Here is a 13,455-nt window from a genome sequence, read left to right on the forward strand (position 1 = left end):
ATTATTGCACATTATAGCTTTTAGCTTCTTCTGCTGCAAATGGCAGGTAATGTTTGTATTTCTTTATTCCCACCCAGGTAAATACTGCTCCATAAACAATAAAGATTACTGAAACAATTGTTGTAACTGTCGTTTGTGAAATGAAGAATACATGGTTGATACCAAATAAGCCGACAAACAACCCTAGTGCTATATTAGATTTGGCAGCAAGCCATTTCTTTTCAACTGGACGCTTGCTTCTAAAATACTTGGTTTTATAGAATAAATAGAAAGCAAATAGAATAACAATCAAAAAAACTAGCGCAGACATTAAATTTCCTCCAAGTCTAAAATTCTCTTGTTAATTGTACATATTATTTTAACAAAATACTACCGTTGCTTCAAAAACATTAGAGGTGATTATATTGAATGAAAAAATTTTAGAAATGATTGAACAATACGAAACAATTATCGTCCATCGCCATGTTCGTCCAGATCCGGATGCATATGGGTCACAATGCGGATTGGTTGAAATACTAAAGGCATCGTATCCAAATAAAAAGATTTATGCTGTGGGTAAGGAAGAAAGGTCGCTCCATTTCATGCGCCGTCTCGATTCCATTGAGGATGAGGTCTATAAAGGAGCATTAGTGATTGTTTGTGATACCGCTAACGCTGAGAGAATTTGCGACAAACGATATACATTAGGAGACAAACTCATAAAAATAGATCATCATCCGAACGAAGATCCTTATGGTGATTTACTGTGGGTGGATACCACAGCAAGTTCCTGCAGTGAGATGATTTATGAATTCTATTTGTTTGGTAAAGACAGAGGCTTAAAATTAAATGATGCTGCTGCGAGGCTCTTATTTGGTGGTATAGTTGGGGATACGGGGAGATTTTTATTTCCAAGTACGACAGACAAAACCTTTGCATATGCAGGAGAATTAATTCACTATAATTTTTCCCGTACAGAACTGTTTGACAAAATGTACGAGCGTGATACCAATATTATTAAATTAAACGGTTATATCCTGCAAAATTTTGAAATGCAGAGCAACGGTGTAGCTTCTGTCCTTCTTACAAAGAAGCTATTGGAAGAGTATGATGCAGAGCCATCAGAGGCTTCGTTACTTGTGGGAACATTAGGCGATGTAAAAGGGATTAAGGCTTGGGTCTTTTTTATTGAAGAGGAAGATCAAATCAGGGTTCGTCTTCGTTCCAAAGGTCCAGTGATAAATGGTGTTGCTAAAAAGTTTAAAGGTGGAGGACATCCGCTCGCTTCAGGTGCCTCGATCTATTCATGGGATGAAGTGGATCATGTTTTAAAAGAGCTTGGCGAAGTTTGTGACAACTATTCATAAAGAAGAATCGGCCTCATCTGGGAGGCCGATTCTTTATTTTTCATATTCTATTTCAAGTTGAATGGAGAGGGTGGTGAAGATAACCATTTCTTTCACCTGGAGTTTATACCTTTTGTCATTTATTTTAACAGGTTTATTTTGAATGGTTTTTTTGATTAATTCTTTGCTCTTATAGACTGTATCGATGTCCTTTGCAATCATCATACTAATGTCATCTTTTACTGAATCTTCAATTTCTGAAACACTTAGCATGTCTAACTTATATTTTTCCGAGTTTGTTATTTTAATATTGATTTTTTGGATTGTTAGCTGCTCAATCGTCCGTTTATTAATCTCTTTATACTCTTCCTGCCATATCTTTTTTTCTTCCTTTAAATCAACAATTTCTTCCCTTTGTTTATCAATTAAAGCGGTATGCTTCTCCTGCCACACACCGAAAATATATATAAAAATACACCAACTTATTGCTCCGCCAATAACCATTCCTGCAAAAAAACGCTGCCAGGTTGGCTTTCGATAATAGGGAGGAATTCTCACGAGATATACTCCTGAGTTAACCAATTAATAATAAGTGCTCCTGTCTGTGCGCCGCCTAATGCAGAAAGGATGATGAGGAGCTGTTTGAAGATGTCCCGTGTTTCGGCATTAAATATCCCTCTCTCAAAGGTGTAAACGGCATCAAAGGTTCCGCCAATGGCAGCAACAATCGCCCAAATTCTTAAGTCTGTAGACAGTCGATAGACAGCTGTTAGCGGTGGTTGTCCAGTTAGAAAGGCAGCGATTCCGCCAATTAAGGAACCGCCTAGGATAACTCCTAATGCAATAAAATAACTTTCTATAAAAGTTGGAAAAAAACCAATCTCCTTCATAGCATCAACCGCCCTTAATCAAATATCCTATGTATCATTTATATGGACGAACATCTATGTTTATGATTTTTAAAATAAGAACATATTTTCTTTTTTTACCCAATGGCTCTATAATAAAGATAAGAGATTTAGTAGGAAGGGGTGACAAAAATGTCGTTTATTCACCTTCATGTATATAGTGCATATAGCTTGTTAACAAGCACCGCATCGGTTCATGAATTAATTGATAAAGCAAAAGAAAAAGGTTTTAAAGCGATTGCATTAACAGATAGAAATGTTATGCATGGAACGATTGAATTTTATAAGCTATGTATAAAAAATAGTATACAGCCTATTATTGGTTTAACTGTAGATATAGAAAGCGAAATAGAAAAGGAAGAATCATTCCCGTTAGTCTTACTGGCCGAAAATGAAAAAGGATTTAAAAATCTTTTAAAAATTTCTAGCGCTTTCCAAACAAAAGCAACAAACGGTATCCCATTTAAATGGTTAAAGCATTACGCGGAAGGACTTATTGCCATTACTCCAGGGTTAGAAGGGGAGATCGAACAAAATCTTCTAAACGATCAACAAGAACAAGCAATTGAAATCATTAGAAAACTTCAGTCCATCTTTGGAAAAGAATCATTTTTTCTAGCGGTACAAAATCATCATTTAGAGAAGGAAAAAACCGTAAATAAGAGGATTCAAAGTATTGCTGAAGAACTTAATATCCCCTTAGTCGCAACGAATAGAGTCCATTACATCGAACAAGAGGATATGTTTGCTCAGGAATGTTTAGTCGCGATAAAAAATGGAGACAAACTTCAGGATGAACATCGAAAAAGATTAGAAAGTGATCAATTTTATTTGAAAACAGCAAAGGAAATGATTGAAACATTTCCGGATATGCCCCAAGCGTTAGAGAACAGTATTATGATTGCGAAAAGGTGTATGGTAAACATTGAATTAAACAAAACCTACCTGCCTGAATTTCCGACCGAAAATGGGCAGCCAGCAGAGAAATACCTAGAGAACCTCTGCCAAAAAGGATTAAAAGAGAGATTTGCTGCACCTACCCAAGAACACTTTGACCGTTTGTCATATGAACTATCTGTCATTAACTCCATGAAATTTAGTAATTATTTTTTAATTGTTTGGGATTTTATGAGATATGCACGTGAGAATGGTATTTTGACAGGTCCTGGAAGGGGATCGGCTGCGGGTTCACTTGTTGCCTATGTATTGTATATTACCGATGTCGATCCACTATCACATCATTTACTTTTTGAGAGATTTCTAAATCCAGAGCGGATATCGATGCCGGATATTGATATAGATTTTCCTGACCACCGACGGGATGAGGTCATTGAATACGTTGCAAAGAAATATGGGGAATTACATGTAGCGCAAATAGTTACCTTTGGAACGCTTGCTGCCAAGGCCGCAATTAGAGATGTGGGCCGGGCTTTTGGGTTAAACACAAAGGAATTAGAACAACTATCAAGACGGATTCCCGCGCGACTAGGAATAAATCTAAAAGATGCATATAAAGAATCGCAGCCACTAAGGTCTTTCGTTGATGAAAGCCCAATAAATCGAAAACTTTATGAAACAGCTTTAAAACTGGAGGGATTGCCTCGTCACACCTCTACACATGCAGCAGGCGTGGTTATTAGTGAGAAGCAGTTAATTGAGCTAATTCCAATTCAAAAAGGGCATAATCACGTTTACTTAACCCAGTACTCTATGGAACATCTTGAGGAAATAGGCTTGTTAAAAATGGATTTCCTTGGATTGAGAAATTTATCGTTGATTGAATCGATACTATCTTCCATTCATAGAAAAACGGGTAGAAAAGTAGAGATCAAAACGATTCCTTTAAATGATGAGAGTACATTCGAACTGTTGGCTAGGGGAGAAACAACAGGTATTTTTCAACTAGAATCAGAGGGGATGAGAAAGGTACTGTCACGATTGAAGCCTTCACGCTTTGAGGATATCGTTGCGGTTAATGCTTTATATCGTCCGGGACCAATGGAGAACATACCCCTTTTTATTGACCGCAAGCATGGAAGGCAAGCAGTGGAATACCCCCATAAAGATTTAGAACACATTCTAGAAAACACCTATGGGGTAATTGTATACCAGGAACAAATCATGCAAATTGCCTCTAAGATGGCTGGTTTTTCGCTCGGCGAAGCGGATTTACTGCGAAGGGCAGTAGGGAAGAAGCAGAAGGAAGTATTGGATAGGGAACGAACTCATTTTGTTCAAGGTGCTTTAAAGAAAGGGTATGACGCAGCACTCGCGAATGATATTTATGATTTAATCGTTCGGTTTGCAAATTATGGTTTTAATCGAAGCCACGCGGTTGCCTACAGCTTAATAGCCTACCAACTCGCATATTTAAAAGCGAATTATCCCCTTTATTTTATGGCTGGTTTGTTAACCTCAGCAATCGGGAATGAGACAAAAATTGCCCAATACATCTTAGAAACAAAACAAAAGGATATCGAAATCCTGCCTCCGTCCGTTAACTACAGTGGATTTTCCTTTCAGGTTGAGAAGACAGGGATTCGCTATAGTCTTGCTGCGATTAAGAGTGTTGGTGCTGCAGCATTAAGAGAAATTTTCTCCGCTAGGAAAAATAAAAAATTCGAGGATTTATTCGACTTTTGCACAAGGATTTCTTCTAAAGCAATTAATCGAAAAACCCTAGAGGTTCTTGTTCATTCTGGAAGTTTCGATGAATTCAAAGAAGATCGTGCTGTCTTACTTGCAAGTTTGGATGTTGCTCTAGAGCACGCACAATTATTTAAAGTAGATGAATCAAGTCAAGTGGAATTATTTCTAGATGAATTTCAGCTAAAGCCTAAGTACGTGCAGGTTGACCCTATCAGACTGGAGGATAAACTTCTTTTTGAAAAGGAGGCTCTTGGTTTCTACCTTTCTGACCATCCAATATCCGTTTTCGAAAAAAGACTTAAACAGGCTGGAGCCTTTGGATTGTTTGAATTATCAGTTGAACATAAACGCGCGGCGGCCGGGGTTTATATTACATCATCCCGGAAAATTCGGACTAAAAAAGGAGATTCAATGTCCTTTTTGAATATTAGTGATTCTAGCGGAGAAATGGAAGCCGTCGCATTTCCAGTTGTCTACAAAAAATACTCTCACCTTTTAGCTAATGGACAATTTGCTTTAATCGAAGGGAAAGTGGAAGAACGAGATGGCAAGCTTCAGTTTATTATTCAACAAGTGACGGAAATAGAAACATGGTTAAACACGAAAGCCAAGCAGGAATCCATTTTATATTTAAAAATAGTAGAGGAAAAACAAGACGAGCAGTCATTAAATCAATTAAAACAGATTTTTAAGGATAATATTGGAATGACAAAAGTTGTATTGCATTATGAAGCCACCAAGAAAACCATGAGACTGGGAAATGAATTTATGATTCAGCCTAGCAATAAATTAATGGATTTTTTGAGTGATTTTTTGGGCAGAGATAATGTCGTTTTGAAAGAATAATTCTTTACAACGCTTACAGATATGATATAGTGGTAAATGAGATGGGTGTGGTCTGACCACTAAAACAGACTAGTATTCATGTATTTAACGATTTCTTTTTGTACTAATATAAGGGGTGACATATCTTGACATTACGGGAAGAAGCATTACACATGCATCGAATTAACAAAGGAAAGCTAGAATCAAAATCAAAAGTACCTGTCAGAAATGCAAAGGATTTAAGTTTAGCGTATTCACCTGGCGTAGCCGAACCGTGTAAAGATATTTACGAAAAACCAGAAACGGTTTATGAATACACGATGAAAGGCAATATGGTTGCTGTCGTTACTGATGGCACAGCTGTCTTGGGCCTTGGAAATATTGGACCAGAAGCTGCCCTTCCAGTAATGGAGGGTAAAGCAGTATTATTTAAAAGCTTTGCTGGTGTCGATGCCTTCCCAATCTGTTTAAACACTACAGATGTCGAAAAAATAATTGAAACGGTTAAGCTCCTTGAACCGACCTTTGGCGGCGTAAATCTTGAAGATATCGCTGCACCAAATTGTTTTGTCATTGAAGAAAGATTAAAAAAAGAAACCAATATTCCTGTATTCCATGATGATCAACATGGAACGGCGATTGTTACTGCTGCAGGTCTTGTAAATGCGCTAAAGCTGATTGGCAAAAAAATAACTGAAATCAAGGTTGTTGCCAATGGTGCAGGAGCTGCTGGAATTGCCATTATTAAATTATTACACAGTTATGGAGTAAGAGATATTATTATGTGTGACACAAAGGGTGCCATTTATGAAGGCCGCCCTAATGGAATGAATGATGTTAAGGCAGAGGTTGCAAAATTCACAAATCGTGATAACCTTACTGGAAGTCTTGCAGATGTAATTAAGGGTGCTGATGTATTTATCGGTGTATCTGTTGCAGGAGCACTGACGAAAGAAATGGTTGCATCAATGAATAAAGATTCGATCATTTTTGCAATGGCTAACCCTAACCCAGAGATCATGCCGGATATAGCTAAAGAAGCAGGAGCAAGAGTAGTGGGAACTGGCAGATCAGATTTCCCAAATCAAGTCAATAATGTACTGGCTTTCCCAGGGATTTTCCGCGGGGCTTTAGATGTTCGTGCGACACACATAAACGAAGAAATGAAAGTGGCAGCTGTCGAGGCAATTGCCAGTTTAATAAATGAATCAGAACTAAATGAAGATTATGTCATCCCTGCACCTTTTGATCCGAGAGTTGCGCCAGCAGTTGCTGCAGCTGTAGCAAAAGCGGCTATGGAAACGGGGGTTGCCCGTATTAAGGTTGACCCTGAAGATGTGAAAGAAAAAACAATGAGGCTCGCTATTATTGGTAAAAGTGAGTGATTCGTAAGTGACCAATACTAAAGTATATCTAGAAATTGTTAAACAACTAAGAGAGATGATATCTGCAGATAATTTACAATCTGGAGATAAAATCCCATCTGAACGGGAATTGTCTGAGCGCCTGAATGTCGGGCGCTCTTCCGTTCGGGAAGCTTTAAGAGCATTAGAACTTCTCGGATTAATTGAAACACGGCGTGGTGAAGGTACGTATATTAGAGATTTTCGCGGAAATCAGCTAGTACAACTGCTAGGAACCTTCATTCTTCAAGACGAAAAAGCAAAATTAGATGTAATTGAAACAAAGAACTTAATAGAGATGGACTTCCTCCGTTTAGTTCTGAATAGAACGGATGAGAAGCGGTTATTAAGGGTAAAGAGCTTGGTTGAAGCCGGCCAATTAAATGATGATCAATTCTTTTTTCAGTTAGTAGAAATGGCAGATAACTATTTATTTTCTAGAATCTGGCTAATTTTAAAGGATTATTATAATTCGCTAAATTTAGAGAAAGTGGAGTATAATAGCAAAAGCTATTTATTGTTACTAGACGCATTGGTTGAAAAAGATGAGATTAAAACATTAACTGCATATCGGCAACTAAGAAATTTGTCTATTTTTACCGACAAATACTAACAGAATTTGAAGTATTTATCCTTTATAGTGATAGACAAGCAATCAAGCCCAATTTGATGTGGGCATTTTTAATGTTTAGGTGGTCTGACCAGTTTTTAAAAGGTTAGGTTTGAATTGTCATTATTTAAGGAAAGACTTCAATATAAGATCATAAAAACTTGCCGTTTGGCTTGATTTTTTCCAACGAGGGAGGTTTGGACAAATTGCTTAAAGACCTTTTTACAAAAAATACTCTTAAAAAGAAAAAATATGCAACGATTCCTACCGAGGCTGCGAAAAATGATGTACCTGAAGGAATTATGACTAAATGTCCATCGTGTAAAACCATAATGTATACAAAAGAACTTAATAAAAATTTGAAAGTTTGTATTACTTGTGGGTATCACTTCGGCATGAATGCAAAAGAGCGTATTGTCAGCTTTTTAGATGAAGGAAGCTTCGAAGAACTAAATGAGAATATGGTTTCTGAAAACCCGTTGAACTTCCCAGATTACCTTGAAAAAGTAGAAAAAGACCGTCTAAAAACAAAGATTAATGAAGCGGTAGTTACTGGCTGTGGAACAGTAAATGAAAATAAGATTGTCGTAGCGATTATGGATTCTACTTTTAGAATGGGAAGTATGGGTTCTGTTGTGGGTGAAAAAATCACACGTGCAATTGAAAAAGCGGATGAAATGTCAGTCCCATTTATTATTTTTACAGCCTCTGGCGGTGCAAGGATGCAAGAAGGCGTTCTTAGCCTAATGCAAATGGCTAAGACAAGTGTTGCATTAAAGCGATTTAGTGACAATGGCGGGCTAATTATTTCAATCATGACTCACCCAACAACGGGAGGCGTTTCAGCCAGCTTCGCGTCACTTGGGGATTACAATTTTGCTGAACCGGGAGCATTAATAGGTTTTGCTGGCCGCAGAGTAATCGAACAATCTATTCGTGAGGAACTGCCTGAAGACTTTCAAACATCAGAGTTTCTATTGAAGCATGGTCAACTCGACGCCATTATTTCTCGACTTGACTTAATTGACAAAATCACAAACTTACTTGAAATTCATCAACCAGGAGGTGAGCTCGAATGGTAGGAGAATTAGAATTTGAACGCCCGATCGTGCAATTACGGAATAAAATTGCCGAACTAAAAGAATTTACAAAAACGGCCGATGTTGATTTATCTTCTGAAATTGAAAAATTAGAATCAAGGCTTGAGAAACTTGAAAAAGATATTTATGACAATATTAAACCATGGGACAGAGTACAAATTGCTCGACATCCAAATAGACCGACCACATTAGACTATATTGAAAACCTCTTTGAAGGATTCTTTGAATGTCATGGGGACAGGTCATTTGGTGATGATGAAGCGATTGTAGGAGGGGTAGCTAAGTTTCATGGGTTGCCAATTACAGTTATCGGGCATCAAAGAGGCAAAGATACAAAAGAAAATATTCGCAGAAACTTTGGAATGCCTCATCCTGAAGGCTATAGGAAGGCACTTCGTTTGATGAAGCAGGCTGATAAATTTAATCGTCCGATTGTGTGCTTTATTGATACGAAAGGAGCCTATCCAGGAAAGGCTGCAGAGGAACGGGGACAAAGCGAAGCAATTGCGCGAAACCTGTTTGAAATGGCCGGGCTAAAGGTTCCAGTCATTTGTATCGTGATCGGTGAAGGGGGAAGTGGCGGTGCGCTTGCTTTAGGAGTAGGCAACCGGATGTATATGCTCGAAAATTCCACCTACTCCGTTATATCACCAGAAGGTGCTGCTGCAATCCTTTGGAAAGACTCTTCACTTTCCAAGAAGGCTGCAGAGTCGATGAAAATTACTGCGCCTGACTTGAAGGAACTCGGCATCATTGATGATATCATCCCTGAAATTAAGGGTGGCGCACATAGAGATGTAAAGGGTCAAGCTGAGGCAATTGATACCGTATTGAAAAAGTCCTTAAAAGAACTTCTAGATCTGAATGAAGAAGAACTTGTTGCAGATCGCTATAATAAATTTAGAACAATAGGTGAATATTCCTTTTTAAAGGATTATATTAGCATTTAAAAACGTGCTCCGTGAGAGCACGTTTTTAAATTTTCTTGGAGTTTTGCCATTTCACAATTATGTCACCGAAAATCCAAGAAATGTAAATGATTACGTTTCCATTTCTTGGTTAAGCGTTTGCAGTTGATAGATTATTCCGTCTATTAATTTTACTAATAGGATTGAGTTGTTATAGTTGTCTCTTTAATGGTATTTTATAAATATTCCCGGATTTTATGTAAATAATAAATGAAGTAATTGTATGAGTTAATCTTTTGTAATGAACTTATTATTCAGACATACATACTAATTTAAATCACATGAGGTGGTAGAAATGAAAAAAATTGGTGTTCTTACTAGTGGTGGAGATTCACCTGGAATGAATCCTGCAATTCGAGCGGTTGTTCGGAAAGCAATCTTTCATAACATAGAGGTTTACGGAATCTATGGTGGATATACTGGATTAATTTCTGGAAATATAAAAAAACTTGAACTCGGATCTGTTGGTGATATCATTCATCGCGGAGGTACCATGCTGCATACTGCACGCTGCCCAGAATTTAAAACACCAGAGGGACAGCAAAAAGGAATTGAGCAGTTAAAGGCACACGGTATTGAAGGGCTTGTTGTCATTGGTGGCGATGGTTCTTATCGTGGTGCAAGAGCTTTAACACAACAAGGTTATCCATGTGTTGGTGTTCCTGGAACAATCGACAATGATATTCCCGGTACGGAAGTAACCATTGGTTTTGATACAGCATTAAATACAGTTATTGATGCTCTAGATAAAATCCGTGATACGGCTACATCTCATGAAAGAACTTTTGTGATTGAGGTAATGGGGCGTGACGCAGGGGACATAGCTTTGTTTGCTGGACTTGCCGGTGGAGCAGAGACCATTCTTATTCCTGAAGAAGGCTATACAATGACTGAAGTTGCCGATAGACTTCGCAAAGGACAGGAACGTGGGAAAAAGCATAGTATCATTATTGTGGCTGAAGGGGTTTGCAACGGCAATGATTTTGCCAAACAGCTTAAAGAAGCAACGAACTTTGATACAAGAGTATCTGTACTTGGTCATATTCAACGCGGTGGTTCTCCTACTGCAGCTGACAGGGTTCTGGCAAGCCGCTTAGGGGCAAGAGCAGTAGAATTATTAATTGAAGGCAAGGGCGGCCGTGCTGTAGGGATGGAAAGTAATAGGCTCGTTGATTATGATATCGTGGAAGCATTAGAAAGAAAGCACAAGCTTGATCTAGACCTTGTGAAACTTTCAAAAGAATTGTCAATTTAAAAAAGTACTAGTTGAAATATAGGAGGAAACAAAAGATGTTGCGTAAAACAAAGATCGTTTGTACAATTGGTCCTGCAAGTGAAAGTGTAGAAAAATTGACTCAATTAATAGAATCTGGGATGAATGTGGCCCGCTTGAATTTTTCCCATGGTGATTTTGAAGAGCATGGACAGAGAATCCTAAATATCCGAGAAGCTTCAAAAATGACGGGAAAAACGGTTGCTATTTTACTTGATACAAAAGGTCCTGAAATTCGCACGAATAATATGGTAAACGGAGCAATTGAACTCAAATCAGGAGATAACATTATTATTTCGATGAACGAAGTAGAAGGTACTACTGAAAAGTTTTCAATTACATATCCTGGATTAATTGATGATGTTCATGTGGGATCAAAGATTCTATTAGATGACGGTCTGATTGGACTAGAAGTTCTAACGATTGATAAGGAACAAAATGAGATTCAAACAAAAATCCTTAACAGTGGAACCTTGAAGAACAAAAAAGGAGTCAATGTTCCAGGAGTATCTGTAAAACTTCCAGGTATTACAGAAAAGGATACAAACGATATTCTTTTCGGAATTGAACAGGGTATTGATTTTATAGCCGCTTCCTTTGTTAGACGTGCAAGTGATGTTCTAGAGATTCGCCAGATTCTAGAAGAAAAGCAAGCTACACACATTCATATTATTCCTAAGATAGAAAACCAAGAAGGCGTAGATAACATTGATGAAATCTTAGAAGTTTCCGATGGTCTAATGGTCGCACGTGGTGATTTAGGAGTTGAAATACCTGCTGAAGAAGTACCTCTTGTGCAAAAAATGTTAATAAAAAAATGTAATGCACATGGTAAACCTGTTATAACTGCTACACAAATGCTTGACTCTATGCAGCGTAATCCACGCCCAACACGTGCAGAAGCAAGTGATGTTGCCAATGCAATCTTTGATGGTACAGACGCCATTATGTTATCTGGAGAAACTGCTGCAGGAATATATCCGGTTGAAGCCGTTCAAACCATGCATAATATTGCTTCTAGAGCAGAACAGGCTTTAGACCATAAAGAAATTTTATCTGCCCGCAGCAAAGATACAGAACACAATCTAACGGATGCAATTGGTCAGTCAGTTGCTCATACAGCTCTAAATTTAGATGTGAATGCGATTATTACACCAACTGAAAGTGGTCATACTGCAAGAATGATATCTAAATACCGTACAAAAGCACCAATTGTTGCTGTGACAGCAAACGAGCATGTATGCCGCCGTTTAGCGCTTGTATGGGGTGTATATCCTCAACTCGGTAGAATGTGCAGCTCAACAGATGAAATGCTGGATAGCGCTGTTGAAGATAGTGTAAACAGCGGTCTCGTCAAACATGGTGATCTAGTTGTTATTACAGCTGGTGTCCCAGTTGGTGAAGCTGGTACAACGAACTTAATGAAAATTCATGTTGTCGGCGATATTATTACGAGAGCGCAAGGAATCGGCCGCAAATCAGCTTTTGGTAAAGTGGTTATCGCCCATAACGCGGGAGAGGCTATTGAAAAAGTAAAACCAGGTTCCATTTTAGTTACACTTGGTTCCGACCGTGATATGGTACCAGCAATTGAAAAATGCGCAGCCTTGATAACGCAAGAAGGCGGGTTAACCAGCCATGCTGCAGTTGTGGGACTTAACCTTGGGATTCCAGTAATAGTTGGTGTTGAAAACGCCCTAGAACTATTTAGAGATGGTCAAGAAATCACTGTAGACGCATCAAGAGGTGTCATTTATAACGGGCATGCAAGTGTGCTATAAGTAAGAAAAAGAAGGGAGATTCCCTTCTTTTTTCAATTATTCGGTATATAATAGATACAAGCATGTTTTTGAAGGGGATAGAAAAATGCGTTATTTAGCACTATTAATTATATTAATTCCGGCTATAGATATTGCTGTCCTATTGATATCAGGTAATACAATAGGTGTGTTTCCTACGATTGCTTTTATTATTATGACAGGAGTCATCGGAGCCTATTTAGCTAAGAGGGAAGGCTTACAGACCATAAAAAGAGCACAGGAACAACTCGCATATGGTCAAATTCCAGGGGATTCAGTACTAGATGGCATCTGTATACTAATTGGCGGAACTCTTTTATTGACACCCGGATTCATTACAGATATTGCTGGATTCTTATTGTTGTTCCCGCCGTCTAGAAAACCATTTAAGTTTTTAATGATTAATGCTCTGCGCAGGAGAATTGAAAAAGGCAATATTAAAATAATAAAATAAAAACGACTTAACGGCTGGGAATCAGATTAGCAACCGCTTTGATAAATAGGCGGAGGAATTCCGCTTAATTAGAAAATATGAATAAAAATCGCTTAAATAGACGGAGAAATTCCGTCTATTAACTAAAAAAACGTGAAAATG

12 protein-coding genes are annotated in these 13,455 nt (G+C 38.1%); 9 read left to right on the forward strand and 3 right to left on the reverse strand.

Annotation, left to right across the window (positions count from 1 at the left end):
* Position 1 precedes the first annotated feature (1 nt).
* Positions 2 to 310: a YtpI family protein gene (locus tag QUG14_RS24640; RefSeq protein WP_289343100.1), complete on the reverse strand. Its 309-nt coding sequence runs from the start codon at positions 308 to 310 to the stop codon at positions 2 to 4.
* A 94-nt stretch (positions 311 to 404) separates the two neighbouring features.
* Here QUG14_RS24640 and QUG14_RS24645 point away from each other — a divergent pair, with 94 nt between their 5' ends.
* The gene (locus QUG14_RS24645) at positions 405 to 1,346 is read left to right on the forward strand and encodes a DHH family phosphoesterase (RefSeq protein WP_289343101.1); all 942 of its coding nucleotides are present in this window, start codon (positions 405 to 407) and stop codon (positions 1,344 to 1,346) included.
* Between the two features lie 33 nt (positions 1,347 to 1,379).
* Here QUG14_RS24645 and ytrI read toward each other — a convergent pair whose 3' ends face one another.
* Both ytrI and ytrH read right to left on the reverse strand, forming a co-directional pair.
* Positions 1,380 to 1,883: a sporulation membrane protein YtrI gene (gene ytrI, locus QUG14_RS24650; RefSeq protein ID WP_289343102.1), complete on the reverse strand. Its 504-nt coding sequence runs from the start codon at positions 1,881 to 1,883 to the stop codon at positions 1,380 to 1,382.
* On the reverse strand, positions 1,880 to 2,215 hold the full coding sequence (ytrH, locus tag QUG14_RS24655) for a sporulation membrane protein YtrH (RefSeq protein ID WP_283861781.1): 336 nt from the start codon (positions 2,213 to 2,215) through the stop codon (positions 1,880 to 1,882). The genes ytrI and ytrH overlap by 4 nt, the downstream gene beginning before the upstream one ends.
* Positions 2,216 to 2,365: 150 nt before the next feature.
* On the opposite strand from ytrH, the gene dnaE reads away from it, so the two are divergent.
* From dnaE to QUG14_RS24695, 8 genes are all read left to right on the forward strand, one after another.
* On the forward strand, positions 2,366 to 5,728 hold the full coding sequence (gene dnaE, locus QUG14_RS24660) for a DNA polymerase III subunit alpha (protein WP_289343103.1): 3,363 nt from the start codon (positions 2,366 to 2,368) through the stop codon (positions 5,726 to 5,728).
* 125 nt (positions 5,729 to 5,853) lie between these two features.
* Positions 5,854 to 7,092 carry an NADP-dependent malic enzyme gene (gene ystJ, locus QUG14_RS24665; protein WP_289343105.1) on the forward strand — a complete coding sequence of 413 codons (1,239 nt, stop codon included), beginning with the start codon at positions 5,854 to 5,856 and terminating at the stop codon, positions 7,090 to 7,092.
* Positions 7,093 to 7,099: 7 nt separating this feature from the next.
* The gene (locus tag QUG14_RS24670) at positions 7,100 to 7,723 is read left to right on the forward strand and encodes a FadR/GntR family transcriptional regulator (protein WP_289343106.1); all 624 of its coding nucleotides are present in this window, start codon (positions 7,100 to 7,102) and stop codon (positions 7,721 to 7,723) included.
* Positions 7,724 to 7,926: 203 nt separating this feature from the next.
* A complete protein-coding gene (gene accD / locus QUG14_RS24675; protein WP_289343107.1) occupies positions 7,927 to 8,802 on the forward strand; it encodes an acetyl-CoA carboxylase, carboxyltransferase subunit beta in 876 nt (291 codons plus the stop codon).
* A complete protein-coding gene (gene accA / locus QUG14_RS24680) occupies positions 8,796 to 9,770 on the forward strand; it encodes an acetyl-CoA carboxylase carboxyl transferase subunit alpha (protein WP_289343108.1) in 975 nt (324 codons plus the stop codon). The genes accD and accA overlap by 7 nt, the downstream gene beginning before the upstream one ends.
* Positions 9,771 to 10,083: 313 nt before the next feature.
* Positions 10,084 to 11,043 carry a 6-phosphofructokinase gene (pfkA, locus tag QUG14_RS24685; protein ID WP_289343109.1) on the forward strand — a complete coding sequence of 320 codons (960 nt, stop codon included), beginning with the start codon at positions 10,084 to 10,086 and terminating at the stop codon, positions 11,041 to 11,043.
* Between the two features lie 38 nt (positions 11,044 to 11,081).
* Positions 11,082 to 12,842 (forward strand): pyruvate kinase, encoded by a 1,761-nt coding sequence (gene pyk, locus QUG14_RS24690; protein WP_289344227.1) that lies wholly within the window; start codon positions 11,082 to 11,084, stop codon positions 12,840 to 12,842.
* Between the two features lie 85 nt (positions 12,843 to 12,927).
* On the forward strand, positions 12,928 to 13,314 hold the full coding sequence (locus QUG14_RS24695) for an FxsA family protein (RefSeq protein ID WP_289343110.1): 387 nt from the start codon (positions 12,928 to 12,930) through the stop codon (positions 13,312 to 13,314).
* Positions 13,315 to 13,455: the final 141 nt, after the last annotated feature.

Source organism: Neobacillus sp. CF12 (genome assembly GCF_030348765.1).
Lineage (GTDB): Bacteria > Bacillota > Bacilli > Bacillales > Cytobacillaceae > Neobacillus.